This is a genomic window from Pectobacterium versatile, assembly GCF_020166435.1.
In the GTDB taxonomy this organism is placed as follows: Bacteria; Pseudomonadota; Gammaproteobacteria; order Enterobacterales; family Enterobacteriaceae; genus Pectobacterium; species Pectobacterium versatile.
Genome location: NZ_JAINZP010000019.1, coordinates 1 through 21,734 on the forward strand (window position 1 = coordinate 1; position 21,734 = coordinate 21,734).

22 protein-coding genes, 1 tRNA gene and 1 pseudogene are annotated in these 21,734 nt (G+C 44.4%); 14 read left to right on the forward strand and 10 right to left on the reverse strand.

Annotation, left to right across the window (positions count from 1 at the left end; genetic code table 11):
* From K7X24_RS17270 to K7X24_RS17290, 5 genes and pseudogenes are all read left to right on the forward strand, one after another.
* Nucleotides 1–167: pseudogene (locus K7X24_RS17270) on the forward strand (IS5/IS1182 family transposase); the annotation flags it as partial.
* A gap of 298 nt (nucleotides 168–465) precedes the next feature.
* Nucleotides 466–541, forward strand: a tRNA-Thr gene (locus tag K7X24_RS17275).
* A gap of 516 nt (nucleotides 542–1,057) precedes the next feature.
* Nucleotides 1,058–2,020, forward strand: coding sequence for a retron St85 family RNA-directed DNA polymerase (locus K7X24_RS17280; RefSeq protein ID WP_005975757.1), 963 nt, complete (start codon nucleotides 1,058–1,060; stop codon nucleotides 2,018–2,020).
* A complete protein-coding gene (gene ptuA, locus K7X24_RS17285) occupies nucleotides 1,998–3,623 on the forward strand; it encodes a retron Ec78 anti-phage system effector ATPase PtuA (protein WP_224556152.1) in 1,626 nt (541 codons plus the stop codon). Before K7X24_RS17280 ends, ptuA begins: the two co-directional genes overlap by 23 nt.
* Nucleotides 3,604–4,386: a retron system putative HNH endonuclease gene (locus K7X24_RS17290; RefSeq protein ID WP_224556220.1), complete on the forward strand. Its 783-nt coding sequence runs from the start codon at nucleotides 3,604–3,606 to the stop codon at nucleotides 4,384–4,386. Before ptuA ends, K7X24_RS17290 begins: the two co-directional genes overlap by 20 nt.
* 74 nt (nucleotides 4,387–4,460) lie before the next feature.
* On the opposite strand, the gene K7X24_RS17295 is transcribed toward K7X24_RS17290, so the two are convergent.
* Nucleotides 4,461–4,742, reverse strand: a complete 282-nt coding sequence (locus K7X24_RS17295) for a HigA family addiction module antitoxin (protein WP_005975763.1) — start codon at nucleotides 4,740–4,742, stop codon at nucleotides 4,461–4,463.
* Between the two features lie 986 nt (nucleotides 4,743–5,728).
* Between K7X24_RS17295 and K7X24_RS17300 the strand changes: the two genes are divergently transcribed.
* The 5 genes from K7X24_RS17300 to K7X24_RS17320 all read left to right on the forward strand — a co-directional run bounded on the left by K7X24_RS17300 (nucleotide 5,729) and on the right by K7X24_RS17320 (nucleotide 9,316).
* On the forward strand, nucleotides 5,729–6,007 hold the full coding sequence (locus K7X24_RS17300; protein ID WP_081503828.1) for a helix-turn-helix transcriptional regulator: 279 nt from the start codon (nucleotides 5,729–5,731) through the stop codon (nucleotides 6,005–6,007).
* Nucleotides 6,008–6,296: 289 nt separating this feature from the next.
* Nucleotides 6,297–6,650 (forward strand): conjugal transfer transcriptional regulator TraJ, encoded by a 354-nt coding sequence (gene traJ, locus K7X24_RS17305; RefSeq protein WP_224556155.1) that lies wholly within the window; start codon nucleotides 6,297–6,299, stop codon nucleotides 6,648–6,650.
* A gap of 58 nt (nucleotides 6,651–6,708) precedes the next feature.
* Entirely contained in the window at nucleotides 6,709–7,503 is a 795-nt protein-coding gene (gene trbJ / locus K7X24_RS17310) for a P-type conjugative transfer protein TrbJ (protein WP_224556156.1), read from the forward strand.
* A gap of 184 nt (nucleotides 7,504–7,687) precedes the next feature.
* Nucleotides 7,688–9,034 carry a P-type conjugative transfer protein TrbL gene (gene trbL / locus K7X24_RS17315; RefSeq protein WP_224556159.1) on the forward strand — a complete coding sequence of 449 codons (1,347 nt, stop codon included), beginning with the start codon at nucleotides 7,688–7,690 and terminating at the stop codon, nucleotides 9,032–9,034.
* A gap of 69 nt (nucleotides 9,035–9,103) precedes the next feature.
* Nucleotides 9,104–9,316 carry a hypothetical protein gene (locus tag K7X24_RS17320; protein WP_005975773.1) on the forward strand — a complete coding sequence of 71 codons (213 nt, stop codon included), beginning with the start codon at nucleotides 9,104–9,106 and terminating at the stop codon, nucleotides 9,314–9,316.
* A 14-nt stretch (nucleotides 9,317–9,330) separates the two neighbouring features.
* Here the strand turns inward: K7X24_RS17320 and K7X24_RS17325 are convergent, their stop codons facing one another.
* From K7X24_RS17325 to K7X24_RS17335, 3 genes are read right to left on the reverse strand one after another with little or no spacing between them, the layout of a single operon-like run.
* The gene (locus tag K7X24_RS17325; protein WP_224556161.1) at nucleotides 9,331–9,564 is read right to left on the reverse strand and encodes an antitoxin VbhA family protein; all 234 of its coding nucleotides are present in this window, start codon (nucleotides 9,562–9,564) and stop codon (nucleotides 9,331–9,333) included.
* Nucleotides 9,551–10,441: a hypothetical protein gene (locus K7X24_RS17330; RefSeq protein ID WP_224556164.1), complete on the reverse strand. Its 891-nt coding sequence runs from the start codon at nucleotides 10,439–10,441 to the stop codon at nucleotides 9,551–9,553. Before K7X24_RS17330 ends, K7X24_RS17325 begins: the two co-directional genes overlap by 14 nt.
* A gap of 9 nt (nucleotides 10,442–10,450) precedes the next feature.
* On the reverse strand, nucleotides 10,451–11,524 hold the full coding sequence (locus tag K7X24_RS17335; protein ID WP_005975779.1) for a site-specific integrase: 1,074 nt from the start codon (nucleotides 11,522–11,524) through the stop codon (nucleotides 10,451–10,453).
* Nucleotides 11,525–11,898: 374 nt separating this feature from the next.
* Here K7X24_RS17335 and K7X24_RS17340 point away from each other — a divergent pair, with 374 nt between their 5' ends.
* From K7X24_RS17340 to K7X24_RS17355, 4 genes are all read left to right on the forward strand, one after another.
* Nucleotides 11,899–13,521, forward strand: a complete 1,623-nt coding sequence (locus K7X24_RS17340; RefSeq protein WP_224556166.1) for an EAL domain-containing protein — start codon at nucleotides 11,899–11,901, stop codon at nucleotides 13,519–13,521.
* A 120-nt stretch (nucleotides 13,522–13,641) separates the two neighbouring features.
* Complete coding sequence (locus K7X24_RS17345) at nucleotides 13,642–13,983, forward strand: zinc ribbon domain-containing protein YjdM (protein ID WP_010296489.1); 342 nt, start codon at nucleotides 13,642–13,644, stop codon at nucleotides 13,981–13,983.
* Nucleotides 13,984–14,121: 138 nt separating this feature from the next.
* Nucleotides 14,122–15,192 carry a lytic murein transglycosylase B gene (gene mltB, locus K7X24_RS17350; protein WP_211027149.1) on the forward strand — a complete coding sequence of 357 codons (1,071 nt, stop codon included), beginning with the start codon at nucleotides 14,122–14,124 and terminating at the stop codon, nucleotides 15,190–15,192.
* Between the two features lie 366 nt (nucleotides 15,193–15,558).
* Entirely contained in the window at nucleotides 15,559–16,284 is a 726-nt protein-coding gene (locus K7X24_RS17355; protein WP_224556169.1) for a sulfite exporter TauE/SafE family protein, read from the forward strand.
* Here K7X24_RS17355 and K7X24_RS17360 read toward each other — a convergent pair.
* From K7X24_RS17360 to K7X24_RS17385, 6 genes are all read right to left on the reverse strand, one after another.
* Nucleotides 16,281–17,174 (reverse strand): LysR family transcriptional regulator, encoded by an 894-nt coding sequence (locus K7X24_RS17360; protein WP_224556171.1) that lies wholly within the window; start codon nucleotides 17,172–17,174, stop codon nucleotides 16,281–16,283. The two genes, K7X24_RS17355 and K7X24_RS17360, sit on opposite strands and share 4 nt — an antisense overlap.
* Before the next feature lie 79 nt (nucleotides 17,175–17,253).
* The gene (locus K7X24_RS17365; protein ID WP_103861138.1) at nucleotides 17,254–17,961 is read right to left on the reverse strand and encodes a GGDEF domain-containing protein; all 708 of its coding nucleotides are present in this window, start codon (nucleotides 17,959–17,961) and stop codon (nucleotides 17,254–17,256) included.
* Entirely contained in the window at nucleotides 17,948–18,400 is a 453-nt protein-coding gene (locus K7X24_RS17370; RefSeq protein ID WP_103861137.1) for a DUF1987 domain-containing protein, read from the reverse strand. Before K7X24_RS17370 ends, K7X24_RS17365 begins: the two co-directional genes overlap by 14 nt.
* Before the next feature lies 1 nt (nucleotide 18,401).
* Entirely contained in the window at nucleotides 18,402–18,956 is a 555-nt protein-coding gene (locus K7X24_RS17375; RefSeq protein WP_080726780.1) for a SiaB family protein kinase, read from the reverse strand.
* A 13-nt stretch (nucleotides 18,957–18,969) separates the two neighbouring features.
* Nucleotides 18,970–20,214 carry a SpoIIE family protein phosphatase gene (locus tag K7X24_RS17380; protein WP_224556176.1) on the reverse strand — a complete coding sequence of 415 codons (1,245 nt, stop codon included), beginning with the start codon at nucleotides 20,212–20,214 and terminating at the stop codon, nucleotides 18,970–18,972.
* 195 nt (nucleotides 20,215–20,409) lie between these two features.
* Nucleotides 20,410–21,603, reverse strand: coding sequence for an alpha/beta hydrolase (locus K7X24_RS17385; RefSeq protein ID WP_224556178.1), 1,194 nt, complete (start codon nucleotides 21,601–21,603; stop codon nucleotides 20,410–20,412).
* Nucleotides 21,604–21,734: the final 131 nt, after the last annotated feature.

A 21,734-nucleotide genomic window follows, 5' to 3' on the forward strand; every position in this document is an offset into this window, starting at 1 on the left:
GCCGTCGCTCAGTGGCAGAAACGGCTATGTTTCGTATCAAAACCCTGCAGGGGGGTCATCTGAGCCTGCGGGACTATGACGCGCAGGTGGGTGAAGCGGTGGCGATGGTTAACGCGCTGAACCGAATGACGTTATTGGGTATGCCGCATCGCGTCCAGATCGCGTAACAAGGGTTCCAGTTGGAGCCATCCTGTCGGCTGACTCTGATTTATTCAACAAAGCCTCTTTCTGATACTTCATGCGAAGAAGATGGTGGGTTAGGATACGTGGCGTGCTGCGCGTCCGTTAAGCCGAAAAATTATAGTGTATGGTGTTATTAGTACGGAAAATTATCAGAACTGCCTTATCAATATAAGGGTGATGATAAAACCAGCATACGATCGCCAAACGCTTGACTTGGCGTACCATTATCACTAATTTGTCACCCCGTAGTTCACGTCTGGCTCTCGCCACGACGATCCCAAAGCCGATATAGCTCAGTTGGTAGAGCAGCGCATTCGTAATGCGAAGGTCGGAGGTTCGACTCCTCTTATCGGCACCATCTTTCTTCATAAAATCATTAAATTACAGTTTCATTGTTTTGCTTTGTTCAACACTAATGTGCGTTTATGAGCGTTGTAAGTGTGGCAAAATTGTGGCAACAAGAAATGTTTAACTTAGCACTACAAAGTGAAACTAGTATCAGTTTGACTTCGTGTTATTATGAAATGACAACATCAAATAATTGTTTTTTATGGATTTTCTCATCATTACCACTTAATTATATGAATTGAAATTTCGCGAAATAAAGCGTATGATGTAAACGCTCTTTAGCGTATTGTGGATTTACCATGTTTTTGGTCAAATCTAGTTGGGCGTTGCGCCGAACTCTAATTTATTGATTACATTTACAGTTGCGGAACAAACTTTTTGAGCCGCAATCCAGTAGGTTGCGGATCAAAAAGTTTGTTCCGCGGCTACAAGTAAAGAGCCTAGACCAAGGGATGGACAGGGAGGTAAGAACTCCTCGTTCATTCTTTGGTACTAGTTAATGACTGGTAAACGGAACAAGCTGGTAATGAGCATCGATATCGAAACGACACTTAAAAAAGCTTACCCTGATTTTGAAATACTTTTAAAATCAAGACCAGCTACGCATTACAAAGTATACAAAATCCCCAAGCGCACGATCGGTTATCGTATCATAGCTCAGCCTACGCCACGAGTAAAAGCAATACAAAGTGATATAATAAAAATACTGAAAGAATATGTATATATTCACGATGCAGCTACAGCCTATGTTGATGGGAGGAATATATTAGATAACGCCAAAATACATCAGAATTCAGTTTTTTTATTGAAATTAGATTTAGTTAATTTCTTCAATAGAATTACACCTGAAATTTTATTCAAGGCATTATCTAGACAGGGTTTACATATTTCAGATGACAATAAAAACATATTAAGACAATTTTGTTTTTGGAATCGGTCAAAGAGAAAAAATGGTGCCTTGGTTTTAAGTGTAGGAGCACCTAGCTCACCTTTTATTTCGAATGTTGTTATGAAAAGCTTCGATGAAGAGTTAACTTCTTTTTGTGAATCAAATAAAATTAACTACTCAAGATATGCAGATGACTTAACTTTCTCGACAAATGAGAGGGATGTGTTAGGGTTGGCTCATCAAAAGGTAAAAACAACACTGAGTCATTTTTTTGGCACCAGAATTATTATTAATAACAACAAAATTGTATATTCATCCAAAGCACATAATCGTCATGTTACAGGAGTGACTTTAACCAATGATAATAAGCTATCAATAGGAAGGGAAAGGAAAAGATATATATCTTCTTTAGTGTTTAAATTTAAAGAAGGCAAGCTTTCGGGTGATGATATCAACCATCTTAAAGGCTTGATTGGTTTTTCTTTTAATATTGAGCCATTGTTCATTGGAAGACTTGAAAAAAAATATGGAAAATCAACCATTAAGTCTATCAAAAAATATTCAGAAGGAGGGGTAAATGGAACAGATCTTACCGAGTAGGATAATCAAATTAATAAAAAAATCGGAAAGCGGCGATTTTGCTTCCTCTTACCAACTTTTTAAAATATTTGGCTCAGATGAGTACGGAGTTGATCCAGATGAAAAAATGTCTAGCCATTATAAAGAATTATCAGCCAAGCAACTCGAAGGTGGTCAACTAAGGGTTGCGGATATCCATTTGGAAAACTATAAAGGATTTGAGTCCCTGATTATGGATTTTTCCATGAAAAAAGGCTCTACAATTTTAGTAGGAAATAATGGTTGTGGAAAGTCGACGATTCTCGATGCAATCCAAAAGGGACTGACACATCTCTCCTCAAGGCTATCTACTCGCTCACATAATGGCGATGGTATCGAAAAGCATGAGCTAAAAACAGGTAAAAATTATGCATCGATAGCTATCAATTACGACTTTATGGGAGTTCGTTTTCCTATGATCATAGCTATGACTGAACCTGGTTATGAGGATAGTGCTAAAAGCAACTATAGCGGAATTAATGAGTTAGGGAATATTTTCAAAACAGCCCATTCAATCAATCCAAATGCATCTTTTCCTTTAATTGCAATGTATACAGTTGAAAGAGCGAATGACGTTTCTACTAAAGATATTGAGAATTCTGACGAAATCAAAGAAGCTCAAATCTGGGACAAATTCAAAGCATATAATAAAAGTCTTACAGGAAAAGCTGATTTTAAACTATTTTTTAGATGGTTTAAAGAATTAATAGAAATTGAAAACTCTGATAATGCTGAAATTAAAGCATTAAGAGCAGAGATTCGAGCTAAAGAAAAAGACTTAGATAATCCATTACTAAAGGCTCTCCTGGCAGAGAATAAGAATTCTGATACTACTAAAAAATTGTTAGAAGATCATGAAAATTCCCTGAAATTTTTAAGAAGTAAATTAAATAACTATTATTCAATTAATAGTAAAACATTACACACTGTTGAAGATGCAATTTATTCTTTTCTGCCCGGATTCAATAATCTTAAACTTCAAAGGGCACCTCTTGATCTCATAGTGGATAAAGATAATGTATCTTTAAGCGTTCTGCAATTATCACAGGGTGAGAAAACCATTTTAGCATTAATTGCCGATATTGCTCGTAGATTGACATTATTAAACCCTAACAATGAAAAGCCTTTGGAAGGCACCGGAATTATCTTGATTGATGAAATAGACCTGCATCTGCATCCGTCATGGCAGCAAAATATTATTCCACGGCTTGAAAAAACTTTTAAGAATATTCAGTTTATAGTTACAACTCATAGCCCACAAGTTTGTCATACTATTGATAGTCAAAATATATGGTTATTAAAGAATGGCCAAAAGTTTAAGGCTCCTAAAGGAGTTAGGGGGGCAATATCTTCTTGGGTATTAGAAAATTTGTTTGAAGTTGCTCAACGACCGCCAGAAGATAAGTATACAAAGCTTTTGCAGGAATATAAGAGTTTAGTGTTTTCAGAAAAATATTCTAGTGAAGAAGCAAAAAAGCTAGGCACTACTTTATCCCGACATTTCGGTCCGGATGATGAAACCTTAGTAGAGTTAAAGCTTGAAATTGAAAAAAGAGATTGGGAGGATGATTTTGAAAAGGATTAATAAAACAGGAGAAGACCAATTCTTTATTGATTTTAAAACGCAGAATCCAAATGGAACTTGGGACGAATTTAGAAATCATGAAAAAAGCGTTTTGTATAAGAGGCTCAAACAACACATTTGCAATGACCAGATGTACCTTTGTGCATATTGTGAGATAGATTTAGATCGTAAAAATGAACATCAAATAAAAATAGAGCATTTCAAATCTAAATCTGGCTCGTTCCCCGGTGGAAGTAACTGGCATTTAGAATGGTCTAATCTCTTAGGTGTATGTCTTGGTGGTACAAATACAGGTGATAATTATGAATTACCAGCTAACTTAAGTTGCGATTCATATAAGTCACACTATGAAGATAAAAATAAAATTACTGACAAAGACTGGACAGGTAAAATTCTCCTTCCTCTCACGCTTCCGAATGCGCACAATTTATTTAACTTTGACAAGGTCACAGGTAAGTTGCTACCTAATGAATCGTACTGTAATAGCATAAGTATAGATGGTAAACCTGCGGTAGAAACACTAGGTATTGTTACAAAAACAATAGAAGTTTTAAATTTAAATTGTAGCAGGCTAAATAACGCCAGAATGAAGTTGCTGTTTCACTTCAACAGTTGCGCACGAGAAAGAGATTTGAGGAAAATTCATAATTTATTGATGCAATGGAGTCAAGGTGAACCAAAATTTTTTCAGACGACACGAGATATAATAATTCGAGAAAGTAGAATTTGCCGAGGATTGCTGGATGGAACAATAAAGTATTAGAATGTGTTAAATATGCGCAGCAGAGCAGAAAGTATTTTTCTATCACACTAAGTAATAGGTTGATAATATTCTGCTCATGGATTTTTTTTTCGTAAATGCATAGTTTGAAAATCACTCCAATTCTTATGATGCTCTTGTAGATTCAGCCAAAAATAAGCATCGGTGTTTAATATATTCGAAAGAGCTAAACTTTCGGATTCTTTTATTATAGATTTATTTTTTAATATATCCATTGTTCTATTATAAGAAATGCCCATTCTGTTGGCTAACTCATATACCGACATTTTCAATGGTTTCAAAAACTCCTCCGACAGCATCTCTCCCACTGTAGTCGGCTCAGCACCTTCTGTCCTCATATCTAATTCCTTTGTCATCTATCCAGAAACAACTTTATCATCAGTAAAGGCTTTATTCAAATAACTGTCTGAATAGTATTTACTGGATGATTCGATTTAGAGTTTTCTTTTGGTATGGAAACTCTACGCCATCTAGAGTATTAACTCTTTAAGCCAGACCTGGCTAGCTGGACTCGAGTGCCCTTACCTAAAGCAAATCGTCAGTTGTTGCTATATCCATGCGATCTGCGTAACTAAGAGTATTCATTCTTCAATCACATTTTCAGTTGTGGTTATTATTCGCTTTTCATCTAAAAATTATCGTATTTTGCTGCTTATATAGGGTGGGGATATATCAGAAAATAATTTGTTTAGCTAAACAAATTTTTTATTTAGGGCCTAAAAGTAGTAAAATTTCGATATATCCATTGCTAATAGCGGCACATGTATTGCTATTTGAATTTAGCTGGGTTTATAAAATACTCACTCTTATTTTAGTTGCTTACATTTTGTTTCATTTTATTTATTGCTATTTTGTTTAGCTAAACAACTTCTATTTCAAGTGTATATCTTGTGGATTTATCCACAAATTCTGTTAATAAGAATGTGAGTAACTTGTGATCTATTTACTGCGTTTATGACATATGAGGTGCGCTTTCATGACATATGAGGGGCACTTTCATGACATATGAGGTACGCTGTTTTTTTTAAACTCATTATATAACAATGAATTAACTATTATTTTTTTGTTTTCTAACCAGATCTTTAACCATATATAACCATAAAAACAAAAAGAATTATTAAAATCTTATTGGCGCTCAAAAAACGACCAAAAAACAAATAAATTTCAGTGAGATTTATTTCTAAGGATTTGATGTATGTTGACAGATGTATTTCAGGTGTTAATTTTGCGGTATTCTCAATTCATAACGTTTGTTTGCAAATTTTAGCATCTAAGATTTTAGCCGCTAAAATATCATAATATCTGCTGAGAGAAGAGTTCTTCGATGAAATCAGTTATGCCCGAACTTATAACCGTTGAAGAGTTGGCTTTTGCGTTAAAGAAAACTGTAAAAAGTATCCGCAGTGATGCAACGCGAAATCCTAAATGTCTTCCACCCAGATGTCGTCTTCCTGGGAATAAACGCCTTTTATGGCGTAGAGAAGATGTTAAAGACTGGATAGATAACTCCGTTGAGTTAAGGGGAGAAAATTGCGATATAGCGAAAGACGTAAATAGTCTTCAAAAAAAACGAGGCAGGCCACCAAAGAAGAAACCTAAGTAATAATAATTTTCTCGTGGTGATATTTAAACAAGTTTCCTTTCAGAAAACACATGCTCTGCACATAAATACTCGAGTAAGCCTGTATAAATACATTAAGAAAACACATCGTGTACACAGGAATACACATTTCGTGCACAGATATACAACGGCAACTGTAGGGCAGGACATGTGAAGTAGGCCCACCGCTTACGCGATGGACCTCTTCACTTCCCTTATTCGCAGCCGGGGGCTGCTCAACGGGATTCCTGCTCTGCGAGGTTGATCGGCTGCCGCCTTCTGGAGAGTTCGGATGACTGATATCCCAAACAGAAAAAACTCAACACCAATCAAAGTGTATTGCCTTCCCGAAGAGAAGGCGCAAATCCAGGCTAATGCAGAAGCATCAGGGTTAAGTACTGCTAGTTTTATTCGAAAGATTGCAATGGGTTATCAGGTTGAATCCATAGTGGATATAAAGCAGGTTTTGGAGCTTAGTCGAGTAAATGGAGATCTTGGCCGACTTGGCGGATTGCTAAAATTGTGGCTGGCAAATGATCCGAGGACCGCAAATTTTTCACCATCATTGATAAAAACATTGTTGAGAAAAATAGAATCAACTCAGCAAGAGCTGAGGAATATTATGGAGAAAATACTGGATAGATAAATTATGAGATCAACATTACTCAGAGCGCTAACTAAAAAGTTAATTTTGAGGTGACGAAATGAAGAAATCACTGCGGGCTGTCAAACTACTAAGAACAATTTTAGCCGCTAAAAAGGCGTTGCTGGCTTCCCTCGTAGCATCAATCATGACTTTACCGGCGCTAGCCGGTATTCCCGTCATTGATGGTACTAACGTGGTCCAAACCACCATCAGCGCGGTCAACAACGTTCAGGCCGTTGCCAAACAAATTCAGCAGTACCAGACGCAGCTGCAGCAATATGAAAATATGCTGCAGAACACCGTAGCGCCTGCGGCCTATATCTGGGACCAGGCGAACTCCACAATTAATAGGCTCCTGCAGGCGCAGGACACGCTGAACTACTACAAGAATCAGGCTGGTAGTCTGGATTCTTATCTTAAGCGCTATCAGGACATCAGTTATTACCGTTCTTCTCCCTGCTTTAACAGTAATATTGAATGCACTGCTGACGAGATCAATGCAATACGCAGTGCTCAACAGGACAGCTCAGAAGCACGTAAGAAGGCGAATGATGCTGTCTTTAAAGTCATTGACCAGCAGCAAGATACTTTACAAGCTGATGCAGATAACCTCGCAGATCTCCAGACTCAGGCAAGCGGCGCAACGGGCCAAATGAAGGCTATTCAGGCAGCAAATCAACTTGCCAGTGCTCAGGCTAACCAGCTTCTGCAGATTCGTTCAATTTTGGTGGCTCAGCAAAATGCAGCGGCTACAGTAGCTCAGGTACAAGCAGACAGAGAAGCGCAGCAAACAGTAGCTGATGAAAAAACTTTATCTGGTGTAAATACGCCTAGCCCTAAAAGAATCTGGTGAAGGAAGGTTTTATGCTAAATACAATTGCGATCTATTTTATTGTGGTCAGTACATTAATTTTATGTTCTTGTGAGCAAAATGATAATAATTGTTCATCACTAGACAATAAGGGTGGTAGTTATAAATATGATAATTGTGCTTTATATAATAACAATACTCCAAGCCCAAAAAAAGAGTGGTAAATATGAAATCAATCAATAAATTATCGTTTTTATTCGTGATGCTTATTTTTTCTATGAATGCTAATGCAAATCAGTTAAATAGCAGCGGATTACTTGATAACTTGTTGGATAAATATCAGCAGGTTGCTAGTACTTGGACTACGGTATTTAGTGATTATGCCAATTGGTTATTTTGGGGACTAGTCCTAATAAGCATGGCATGGACTTTTGGCATGATCGCTATGAAAGGGGGAGGGGTTCAGGATTTACTCGCAGAAGTCGTAAGGTTCTTCGCTATCAATGGTTTCTTTTATTTTATTTTAAAAAATGGTCCGGCCATATCAAAATCCATAATTGATTCATTGAGGGAACTTGCTGGTAATGCTTTAGGTACAGGGAATGGAATCTCTCCATCAAGTATAGTAGACATGGCTTTCGTTATATTAACAAAGGTTAGTTCGGCTGCTTCTATCTGGTCTCCTATGATTTCCACTATTATGATCACTGTTGCAATAATAGTTTTAGTGGTAATGTCCCTTATAGCAGTCAATATGCTGATAATGTTAGTGTCTGCATGGGTGATGTGTTACGCAGGAATAATATTGCTGGGGTTCGGCGGTTCAAAATGGACTTCTGATATAACTATAAATTATCTGCGAACGGTACTGTCCGTTGGAATTCAATTATTTACAATGACATTAATTATTGGAATTGGGCAATCATTTATAGATCAGTACTTTTATGTTATTAAAGACGATGTGCCGGATCTTAATAGCCTTATAGTTCTGCTCTTGGCATCAATTATTCTCTTAGTGTTAACTAACAAATTGCCACAGTTACTATCAGGTATAGTCGGTGGCGCATCCTTACAAGGAATGGGCGGTTTCGGAGCTGGGATGATTGCTGGAGCTGCCACCACTGCAATCAGCAGCGCTGGAGCAATGGCAATGAGCGCTACAACTCAAGTCAGTGGTGGGGCTTCTGCATTAAAAGCAGCATTTGAATCTGCACAAGCTGCCATGGCCGATGAATCTAATTCTGGCGGTAGTTCTGGTGGTGGTGAAGATACCGGTTCTGTAGATGCCTCAGGAGGACAGCCATTAGGATCAGATGGTTCCGGCGGGGGAAGCAAGGGTTTTGCGGCCTCGTTCTCTCATGCTGGCCGTATGGCTAGTTACATGGGAAGCAGTCTGGCTAAAGGGGCTATGGATTATCAGACTATGAAGCGAAGTGCTAATTCTACCCGGGTACAACAGACCGTTGGCGGGGAGCTGGCGAACCAGATCCGTAAACAAACAGCTGCTCGTCGCGAAAGCAGCGAACATGATGAATTTGACGGTGATAGTTTAACTGGCAGTAAAAAATCTTGAATTAGGTGCGTCAGTTAGCGCGGTAACGTTAACTGACGCTTCCACTGAACACCTGTAAGGAGGTGAATAATGGTCGATTATAGTAGCTTTGTTTTAGAAGGAATAAAAATTATTTTTGCCGATAATAAAAAGGGGTTTTTTAATGACATTTATGATCCGTTGATAAATATCCTATGTATAGAAAACTATTACTATGCTACTGGTATTTATAAATCTGACGACGCCAATGAACAAATGGAATTGCTAAAAAAAGCAATAATTGACTATAGAATGGCTCACTAAAGCGGAAAGGCTAACTAAATGTTAGCCTTTTTATTTTGTTTTTCCGATTGTTCAATGTGATGCTTTAATACTTCTCTCTTTGCCTCTTCATAGGTTAGCTCTCCATTGATTACTTTATTTTTTATTTCATTATAAAATGGTGAGCCTTTGGGGTCCTTACCGGATAAAAAAAGACTGGCTTCAGCTTTCCGAAAAGCTTCTTTCCTTGCCTCTGTAGAATATGAATTAGAAGAGTTATTTTTGCTCATAAATGGAAGTCCCCTTGTTGTTTATATTCGAGCTGTTTTTATCTACAAGAGTTAGTCTTAACTCCGAGAATTTTTTGCCTGAAACTTTATAACACTGACTTTCATTTTTTTCAATATAAAGAACTTGGTTTTCTGAGTTACCACATGTCGTAGATATTCTTGTATCGAGAAATAAGAACTTTTCTTGGAATCTTTCAATATATTTCATTGCTGTTATGCTAATAATAAAAAGAGCAACTGACACAGCAAAAAGGGATAAGCCTGAGATTAATCGATTAAAATTAAATTTCTTTCTAAAAAATAACGAACTGGCTAGATTGACAATGTTATAGGGGACCATAATGATGAGTCCTATTACTATTGTTTTTTCAGCTAGATTATTCATCTGTATATAAAGTTGAGCCAAGGTTCCAATATATACTGAAAGTATAGATGATATTACTATCTTTGCTGGGGATACATCTCGCAAGAATATGTATATATAGACTACAATTGCACAAATCATTGCTCCTATTGGAAATGAGAGCATAAAAGCATAAGCTAATGTCGAGTAATTAAGGTTTTCTGGGTCTATTCCATAAGCAATGTTAAGCTTAAAATTCGCGATCCATAAGCATACTGAATATGTAAATCCAGTCACCCCCCATTTAACCACTGTATTATTGAAGACTTTATTTAATAAATCACGATATCCTATGTATACACTGGTTAATAAAGCTATTGATGATAGAAAAACAGGGGCTGCAATGTATATGTTTTCTAGCCATAATGGGTTTTCTACAATCAAGTATCCAAAAGGTATTAAGTATATTATAGCCAAAGTTTGAGGATTATTTAATTTAAGCAAGACATCGGCTAACTTATCTTTATAATTCATACAACATCCTTATTTCAATTTTAACGCCAAATTTTCAGCTTTGGGGTGATAGTATCGCATTAGCATTCTTGGATCTTTATGTCCTGTAATTTTGGTTAGCTCATGCATAGGGAAAATTTCAGCAAGTCGAGAAGTTGCTTCATGTCGAAGGTCATGAAACCTTAAATTTTTAAGGAAAGATTCATTGCATAATGAGTTTGCTTTCTCGTACCTTTCTCTGGCACGTTTTACAGCTCGGTCAAAAGCTCTGGTAATCGCGTCTGCACGCATATTGAAAACCTTATCAGCAGTTTGCTCAGAATGTTCCTTAAGACTGGACAGTATCGTAATAGCTTTGGTTGATAAAGGGACATCGCGGGCATTGCCATTCTTAGTATCTGGCAGATGTGCAACTCGCCTATCAAGATCGATAAAGCGCCATCGGAGTTCTGCAATTTCGCTACGGCGCATGGCTGTTTCTAACGCCAGAAGAACGATTGCTGGCAATACTGATGAATGTGTTGCCGCAATGATATGGTCTATCTCCGTGGTTATTTCTTTCTTTGGCGTCACAACGGTTTTATCTGGTGACACCGGCAGCGTTTCCAGGCGTCTGGTTCTTGCATTCTTCGGCTGGGGTTTACGGATGACTTCTACAGGGTTCAGCAGGCTCTCCATGCCCCATTCTTTACGCGAAACATTGAAAACATGAGACAGTAACGCCAACCGCCTTAAAACGGTTGCAGGAGCATAGATTTTCAACCATTCATCCCTCAGCTTGGCGACATCAGCACTCCTGATGCTGGCCATATAGTTTTTCGCCAACTGAGTGCCTTTTAGTATCCGCACCAAAGATCGGTCTTGCACTGCCCCTTTTTTGTCGGGAACAATCTCTTTTTCATAGCGCGTTAGGGCTTCATACAATGTTGTAGATTCCGCTTCGCTGCGGCTAAGCCAAACACCTCTCGCCATTTCTGACTCGATCATTTTGGCCCAAGCTTCTGCTTCCACTTTGGTATTAAAGGTTTTGGTTTGAGAGGGAAAACCACGTTTGCGGATTTGAGCTTCCCATTGGTAATTACCACGTTTGCGTATAGTCGCCATTTCTGTCTGATTCCTAACGAACTGTGGCAATATTGTGGCAAAAAATTCATTTAAATTCGATAAGTATTGATTTTACTATATCAATTTACGCATTCGTAATGCGAAGGTCGTAGGTTCGACTCCTATTATCACCATAAAATCAATAAGTTACAGAAATACTCCTATCTAAAATCTTCTTTTCTTGCTCTCGGGTACACAAGTTACAATATATAGATCATCGCAGTGGTGTTTCTACGAAATTCCCGTCATTTCATTTTGCGATGCTTGCTTTGTAGCATTTAACGTGTATGGGCCTGTCATTTTGTGGGGATTACCGTCGGGAAGGGTTGTATGCTATGTTGGATTTCTCGTGATGATGATACGTCGCCCCCCCTATGCGAAAAAATCTGTTAGCTTATTTTCAAATACTTTATTTTAAGAAAGGTTTTTTCTTACTATCGTCCTGTCTGTTTTTTGTTCTGGTTGCTCTTCTTACGTTGGCGCTTGCAATCTATTCGATTTCCACACTTAGGCACTTTGAAGGAGATGTGAATAATTTTTCTAACCTCACTGTTGAACATGCTGGCGAGATCATGATGCAGGCAACCTCCGCGCTGGATAGGTTAGAAGAATATAGTCTGCCTTACTGTGATAGCCCTCATCTGAATGTGCTCCGGAAGACGGCTTACGACAATGATTATATCCAAGACGTGGTATATATCGACGGGAATCGGCCTCGCTGTTCTTCGATGCTGAACGAAATTAATACGATGTTTCTTCCCGCCCCTGATTTTTTCTACAAAAATGCCTATGCAGTTTGGTACAACGTTGAAAGCCCGCTGAACCGCAATAAGCGAATGATTTATGTTGGCGCAGCACATCATCTTGTGGTGTTAAATCCGCGTTCATTTCTGGATGTTCCTTCCTACAGCCATAATATCCAGTGTGCATTGCTGGAGAGAAAAAAACAGGATGGGCAGGTTATCCTGTCGGATTCGATCCATGACGTCGTTTTCCCCCGCCTGATTACGGGAGAAAATCGAACCGATAGGTTTTATATTGATAATAAATATTATGTCCTGAAACCGTTATCAAACAGCGATCTTGCTCTGGCGGTGAGTGCTGATAAACCTGTGAGTACCGCGCGATATCTGACGATTTTCTTCTCTGTACTGCCTGTTTTTCTTATCCTTTCTCTGCTGCTTTCCACCTTAATCTCCCGGCGAATGTTGACTATTCAGAGCCCGCGTTATGTTTTTAATCAGGCGCTGAAACAAAAAGAGTTTGAATTGCATTATCAGCCAATTATTGAATTGAAGACCGCTCAGGTTGTGGGGTGCGAAGCACTGATTCGCTGGCGTCATGCGGACGGGCGCTTAATTATGCCTGATTCATTTATTCCCGTGATTCGGCAGGTGGGATTGATGAAAAAATTGACGTTATACGTTATTGATGAGGCGCTACAAACGGCCAGTGTACTGAAGAAAAGTGACCCTGACATGTTTGTCTCCATCAATCTTGAGGCGGCCGAGTTCGAGGATATGTCCGTTTTTAGTTATCTCGTGGAGCGGATTGCTACACACGATCTTGAAGGGAAAAATATTAATGTCGAATTAACTGAATCATCAATGATCGAACCACAAAAAGCCGGACTTATGGTGGAGTTGTATCAGCAAAAAGGTATTGATGTTGCCATTGATGATTTTGGCACTGGGTACGCAGGGCTGTCATATCTTGAGCGGGTAAAAGCCAATAAGCTTAAAATCGACAAGTCCTTTGTTGGGAATGTTAGTGACCATTCACCGACCGATATCGTGCTGTCTCATATTGTCAGCATGGCGCACTGTCTTAATCTGCATATTGTTGCCGAAGGGATTGAGACGCCGATTCAGGAAGCCTATCTGAAAAGCCTTGGCGTCGCTTATGCGCAGGGCTGGCTGTATTCCAAAGCGCTAACGCAAGAAGCATTGATTGCGTTTCTGGCGGCAAGAGGCGAAATGGCGTCAGATGAGCCGTAAAGTCACGATAAACGCGGCTTCACTATCAAAAATACGCATAAAAGGGTAAAATATCGAAAATAGGGGAGTTACCTAATGATATTTATTACTTTTTTATTGTGAATTTTTCAGGAGTTTATCATGCAACAGTTACCCCATTGTCCGAAATGCAGTTCTGAATATACCTGGCAAGAAGGCGAGATGCTTAACTGCCCTGAATGCGGAAATGAGTGGTCGGCAGCAGGCGATGCACCAGCGCAGGATGACGGTTTAGTCGTGAAAGATGCTAACGGCAATCTGCTGGCGGATGGCGATACGGTAACGGTCATTAAAGACCTGAAAGTCAAAGGCAGTTCGACGCCGCTGAAAATCGGCACCCGCGTGAAGGGCATCCGTTTGGTGGAAGGCGATCACAATATTGATTGTAAGATCGACGGTTTCGGCCCGATGAAGCTGAAGTCCGAGTTTGTGAAGAAAAACTGATTCGGGTGTGATGATATACGCGTCGGTCTTCTATTTGGTCGGCGCGCTGCATTTTTTCACCTCTGGCTGGTTTTTTCACATCCGACAATCCTTTACCATAGCCTGTATTGATTTCTTACCTGGCTATACGGATATCTGATGCGTCATTTGGTTCGTTTTCTCCCTCTGCTCGTTTTGCTTTCGGCCTGTAGCAGTCAGCCGGCCCCTCCTCCCGCAGAAGCGCCTTCAGGTAATCCTTTTAAAGGTGGCTTCCTGCTTGAACCTGCACACAATGTCCATCCGCTAGGCGGTGATTTTGCGACTAACCCAGCTACCGCAAGGTTTGTCGATAAAATGGTGCTGGAGCATGGCTTTAATCGCCAGCAACTGCATGATGTGCTGGTGCAGGCAAAAAGTCTGGATTGGGTGATCCGTCTGATGGATAAACAAGCCCCGACATCGCGCCCGCCTTCAGGGCCAAACGGATCTTGGAACCGCTACCGCAATCAGTTTATTACGCCAGACAACGTGCAGAACGGCGTGGCGTTCTGGAATCAATATCAGGATGCGCTACAGCGCGCTCAGAACATTTACGGCGTCCCGCCTGAGATCATCGTCGGCATTATTGGCGTTGAAACCCGTTGGGGCAGGGTCATGGGGAAAACACGCATCATTGATGCGTTGGCAACGCTGGCGTTTGATTACCCGCGACGTGCCGATTACTTTGCGGGCGAGCTGGAAACCTTCCTGCTGATGGCGCGTAAAGAAGGCAACGATCCGCTCAGCCTGCGCGGCTCGTACGCTGGCGCGATGGGCTATGGGCAGTTTATGCCGTCATCCTTCAAGAACTACGCGGTGGATTTCGACGGCAACGGACATACCAACCTGTGGGATCCGGTGGACGCGATTGGTAGCGTAGCCAATTATTTCAAAGCGCACGGATGGGTGAAAGGCGCCCCTGTGGCGGTGCAGGCAAACGGTCAGGCGCCGCTGCTCCCGAACGGTTTTAATACCCGCTACTCGCTCACTGAGCTACAGGCTGCGGGTCTGACGCCACAGCATTCTCTGGCGGGATACAATGAAGCCAGCCTGCTGCGGCTGGACATCGGTACGGGATATCAATACTGGTACGGCTTGCCGAACTTCTACACCATCACGCGCTACAACCACAGCACACACTACGCGATGGCTGTATGGCAACTGGGTGAGGCTGTAGGCCGCGCGCGCTAAGGCTAGAATTACTAATATATCTATTGTCTGGTGTTGGTAGTCCTATTCACAAAATGCGAACGGTGATAATGGGATAGAAGAGTAAAGCGTTTGCGCCATGGATGGCGCAACTCGAGCGTACAGGGACGTATTCACAGCGTCTTTACGATCTATCCACTATCACCGCTCTGTAAGCCTAACTAACATTGTTATGCGGGCTACATGAGCTCAAAGCTGTCTTATTCCTTTCCACCCACAGCGTCATTTTCCCTGCCTCCAATTTTCCCTTAATCACCCTCAATACAATCCGCATAGACACCTGCAGTTACCTTATTGGACTATTCCTGCATAGGGGTTTTCCTATGGCGCAGCAAACCGAGGCGATGAATGACAACGATGATGGTGGTGTTCCTGCTGGCTGGTGTGGTGAAAGGCGTGATTGGCCTGGGATTACCGACGATCGCGATGGGGTTGTTAACGTTGGTAATGCCCGCCGCCTGTGCTGCGGGGCTTTTGATAGTTCCTTCGCTGGTGACCAACATCTGGCAGCTCGCCTGCGGCCCCGCTTTTCTCAGCCTGATTAAACGGTTTTGGACGCTGTTTGTCGGAATCATTATCGGGACGTTCTGGAACGGTTTGCCAGCGCTCACCTCGTCATCGTCATGGACGAGCGCGGCGCTCGGCGGCATTTTGGTGATTTACGGTCTGTGGGGAATCATGGCGACGACGTTGCCGCAGCCGGGCCGTCATGAGAGCTGGCTGTCGCCGCTGGTGGGTTACATCACGGGGGCTATCACCGCAGCAACGGGCGTCTTCGTGATTCCCGCCGTGCCTTATCTGCAATGCCTGAGGCTCAATAAAAACGATCTGGTGCAGGCGCTGGGGCTGGCCTTTACCGTTTCTACGTTGGGGTTGGCGCTACAGCTGATTCAGGGCATCGGGCTACAGGGTATCGATCTCTGGCAGTCTATGCTAGCGCTGATTCCCGCGCTGCTGGGCATGATGATTGGGCAACGCCTGCGCCACGCGATTAGCGAATCGGTTTTCCGGCGCTGTTTCTTCATCGGGCTGGTGGCGCTGGGCGGGTATATGGCTGCGCGCGGGCTGCTTTAAGTTGCATTCTCTTCTGCAATAAAAGTGACGAAATCCTGAACATAGCCAGGCAGCGCGGAAAACTGGCGGGCGCAGACCACCAGATTGCGTGTAGCCCAGTCGTCTGACAGCGGGATCGTGCGAATCGCCAGCCGTTCCATCATGCGCTGTGCGGCATGCCGCGGAAGAATGCCAATGCCGATACCGCTGTGAATCACCTGCGTGACGGCATCGAAGCTGGCAAGGCGCACGCGGTAATTCAGGCGTTTTCCCAGCCTTTTGGCGTGCTCGTCGATGTGTTCCTGCAAGGCCGCGCCTTCGCTAAGCCCGATAAATTCGGCGTCGGCAATGGCGGAAAAGGTGAGCTGCTGTGCATCAGACCACATGCTGGTTCGGGGAACCACAGCGACCAGCTCATCGCGGCGGAACGGGCGCGTTTCCAGCCCGTCGAGCGGCACGGAATCGGCCACAATACCGAGATCGGCAGTTTGATTACGGACAGCGCTGACGATATCGCGGCTGAGTTTTTCATTCACCGCGACGGATATCTGCGGGCAGACCACCAGATAGCGACCCAGCAGGGCAGGCAAATATTCATTCAGCGCCGCCGAGTTGCACAGCAGCGGAATATGGCCGCGTAGCCCTTTGCTGTACTGGTGTAATTCGCTGCGCATATGTTCGACCTGACGCAGGATAATGTGGGCATGGTGCGCCAGAGAAAAGCCCGCGTCGGTGAGTGAGACACCCGCCTTTGAGCGCAGCAGCAGCGGTACGCCAAGTTCATCTTCCATTCCCCGGATTCGCTCACTGGCAGCCTGCACCGTCAGGCTGGACGCCGCTGCGCCACCGGTAATACTGCCTGCTTTCTGAATATTGAGAAACAGCCGGAGATCGGTTAAATCGAATCGCATAGGGGAGTCTGTCTCGGAGGAGCCGATATCCACTATTATGGTCGTGAGTCAGGGCGACGGCAATCGCCCAGGCTGCGACTTACTGAAACTCCACTCTATTTCTTCCTTTTTCCTTGGCCTGATAAAGCGCGGCATCTGCGGCACCGTAAAGGGTATCGAAACGGGTTTTCTGCGGTGCCCAACTGACGCCAAAGCTAGCGGTGACGCGCTGTTGCGGCAGCACGCTGAGCGGCATTCTGTTGAGATCCTGATGAAGACGGCTGGCGAGCGAGACGGCCTGCATGAGCGTATGCCCTTCCAGCAGGATGGTGAACTCTTCACCGCCGACGCGACCAATGCTGCTCGTGGTATTCAGAACCTGTTGCACGCGTGACACCAGATCGCAGATCACGGCGTCACCCGTCGGGTGACCATAGGTATCATTCACCTGCTTGAAATGATCGATATCCAGCACGATGAGCGCCGCCTGATTGCGTTCCAGCGCGTGGTTGATGCGTTCAATAATCGCCCCGCGGTTATACACACTGGTCAGCGGATCGTGGCTGGCTTTGTACTCCAGCTCGACCGCCAGTTGATTGAGCTGCGCGTTCAGACGGTTCAGCTCTTTCTCCGCCCGGTCGCTGCGTGAAATCAGACGGTGCGACTCGCGTACCAGACGCTGATAGTGGTCGGTTAACGCCAGCAGCGTATCGCGATAGACTTCTGCTGGCCTCTCCTGCTGATTAGCGATGTTGCGCGCGGCGAGCAGAATGTCGTATTCCGGTGTAAACAATTCAATTGTGCTCATGATTATCACTCAAAATCGTGCTGTGAAAGGTCAGGGCGGGGAAATCGATGTGAAGCTCTTCACCAAATTCTTCCGCAATGTCGTCGTCTTTGTCGTAATACCAATACAGCGCAATCGAGAGCGCCTGTTCAGCCGCCTGATTAAGTAGATTGAATAAACTAAACAGCATCTTGGTGCTGGAGCTGTTGAAGTAAATCAGGGAGACGTGAATGTCGATGTTCGGCGGTGCCTCATCCGGCGGCATCGTTTCTGCGTAGGCGGTCAACGCGTGCAGATACGCCTGAATCTCGGTAAGCAGCGGGCGATAAAACGCCGCGGCATTCTCAGGATAAGATTCGCCAGAAAGGTAAAGACGGTGTGTGTCAAAGTGAAAATCAACCGTCGGGGTACAGGATGTCCCCGAAATATGGAGGTTGCTTAGGGTCGTTATATTTTTCATGTTAAATGATTGCCTTCAGATAAAACGTAGATAGCCCCGTTGATGCATCGGCTCGAAACGTAAACTGGAGTGGCTCACTGGCATCACGCGCGACGGTCAACAGCCCCATATCCGCGCCTTTACTTGATGACGGGGTTTCATCACGCAGAGAGACCTTGTAGGCGAGTCGGATTTCATCAAGCGTCATACCGCGCAGCGGCTCAAGACGCCCCCGCAGCGTCTCGACATCGTCGGGGTGTATCGGATTGGCACACAACAGGAAGTATTTCCCATTTTCGTAACCCAAACACACGGAACCATGACGGACTTCGACGGGCTGATCGAGAGCCGTTAACGGTGCAGCGGAATAGCGAGTAATGTTCTGCACCATTTCGACGAACGTAGAGAACAGTCGGCGGCGAATGCCGGCAGGAAGCTGCTTTTTCTCCAGCTGTAGCCGCATGGTCTCGGCCAGTGAACTGATGATGTTTTGTGAAAAATAGCCCACGTAATACAGCGTAATGTCATGCTGATGTGAGGGTAAAAAAAACTCGGTGTATTTGATGTTTGGCATCATTCTGCCTACCTGATTAAACAAAAGTCGAACAATGTCGGAAGCCCCAAAATGTTAAATCGTCTCGTCGGGTCTGATCGCCCTGGTAGATCTTGTGTGCTGACAGGAGCTGGTTAGCCAGTTCACGCATCGGCTGGTGTTGATGGTGCTGGAGGTACTCCTGTAGGCGACGTTTACCAAACATAATCCGTCGTTCTCCGCCGATTTGATCCGTCAATCCATCCGTGGTGGTGAAAAACATATCGTTATCATGAAGCTGTAATTCATAGCTCGACCACTGGTAGTCATAAGGCGTTTCGGTATAGCCGACTCCCATACGATCGCACTGGAGTGGCGTCAGCTGTCCGGTCTCGCGTTGCAGCATGAAGGCGGGCATGCGCGCACCGGAAAACGTCAGCGTGTTTCGCGTCATATTGCAGAACACCAGCATCGCGTCACAGCCGTCGTTAGAGGTGGAAAGCTGACGCGCTTCGTCACGCTGCCCCAGCGTATCTTTGATGTGACGGTTGATTGCCTGTAATAACTGGGCTGGCAGCATCGGGCCGTGCTGTGTCAGCGCCTGTTCCAACGCGGAAGAGAAAATCAAGGTCATAAATGCGCCGGGTACGCCGTGCCCGGTACAGTCCGCGACGGCGGCAAGCCAGCCGTTCTGATAGGTTTTAAAGGCATAACAGTCGCCGCCGACACAGTCTCGCGGTTCCCAGGTTAAACACCAGTCGGCTAGCGTGCGGGACATCGCCTGTGTTGACGTCGTCAGCATCGCTGTCTGAATCACGCTGGCATATTCAATGCTCTGCATAATCTGCTGATGTTGGCGCAGGTGCATATCGGAGACGGCCTTGATCAGATCGATGCCGAGCCCGATACCGATATAACGCCCGTTCTCGGTGATCATAAAGCCGTCCGTCAGCGATTTATCACCGGTAATCACCGTTTGATCGGCAACGTCGTTCAACGACGCCAGCGCATCGACAATCAGTGGGTTTTTATCCATAAACGCGATGCAGCTCTTTTTGTCGTACAGTTCGCGATAAAAAGGCCGGGACATCTGTGAGAGAAAAATATGGCGGTTGATTAAGCCGAAAGGGCGTCCATCCTCAACAACAGGCAGGCTGACCCACTCTTTATTCTTGCTGAATAATTGCAATACGGTGGCGTTGTCGGTGTTAGGAGAAACGTCCGGCAGAGGAATGCAAAGATCTCGCGCCACCGGTGTACCCCGGAGGAGTGGTCGGGCGCAAGGAACAGGCATGGCGGTCATGGTTAATCTTTGGGCGTATTTATCTTTAAGTCAAAATACCTGCCCTTGATGACCAAATGATGACAGCCCCCGTCATACTTCAAGCCGCAGGTGCGTTGGCTTCCCTTACTCACCCCAGTCACTTACTGGTGTAAGCTCCTGGGGATTCGCGCGGTTGCCGCCTTCCTGCAACTCGAATTATTTAGGGGGCTCGTGCTATTGCGTGTGCAGGACGTTGGCCATGATCTGATTTTGCCAGTCGAAATACGGGTTAAAGGTCAGGCGCACATGGGTTTTGCCATTTTCCACGTATCCCCAGTCGGAATACCACAGCGTGCTGCGATCCTGACAGAGCTTCAGGTCGTTCAGGGGTTGGCCGTTGGCGCAAATGACGATTGCCCCCGTTTTGCCGTATTCCTTATTCTCTGGCGAAAACAGGAGCGACATGTGCGAGAACTGACTGATGCGCCAGTCGGGCAGCGAGCCTGTCCGCACCAATACGCGCGAAGAATGGATACCGGCAGGGCGATCGCCATACCAGATCAGGCGGCTGCGCGGGTTGGTAAACTGCTTATCGAATGCGTTGACAACATAAGCCGTATCGACGACGGAATCATGTTCTGCCAGCACGATTAACACCGGCTTGTCATAAGGCCTTTTGGCGAGCTGTGAGCGCACGCCGCTGCTGGAATAATAATATTGGGCGAAGCCGTTGGTCGGCACGCGCATATAGCGGGTTGCCAACTGCTGGGGATAGCCGGGGCGCGGCGGCATCAGCCAGTCGGTAAACACGGATAATACCGGTGCCATGAAGTCGTATTTTTCGTTGGATTTAATCGCGGGGGAGAACAATACCAGCCCTTTGATTTCAGGGTGTTGTAGGGCGTATTCCAGTACCAGATTTCCCCCAGTGGAAAAGCCGCCTAGGTAAACTTCATCGACCTCTTTGCTGAGTATGGCAGCCTGCTCGGCAACCACGTTGCGCCAGTCGTCGACGGTGACGTGCAACAGATCTGAGGGGCGTGTGCCATGACCCGGTAGCAACACGGTTCTGACCAGAAAGCCTTGTTCGACCAATTGTGGTGTCACGTCGGTGAATGAACCCGGCGAGTCACCCAGCCCGTGCACCAGCAAAATCGCTTTACGTGGCTGGCCGATGGGGCGGGCTTCATTCGGCGTATTCCAACGTAATTCCAGCTGTTTATCCGTGGTCTGGAAGGCGCGATGCTGTTCTACCCAGCGCGTGGTGTCTTGCTGGTAACGCTCGAATGACGTTTGCCCTAATGGCGTGATGCCGCGCGGATTGCTATTACATCCCACCATGAAAAATACGCCGATGATGGCGAAAAAACCTGCCACTCCCCGTTGCCAGCCTGTCCACGAAACGAACCGGAATACGTCTATTGTCATTTGTGCTCCTTGCCTGCTGGCAACATCAGTCTGATCGCTAACGGGGTATGGCGTTTCAACAACACTATATCTGAAATTATTTATTATGCAGATTGCTCAACGTGCTGCGTTACAAGGCTTCATGTTATACT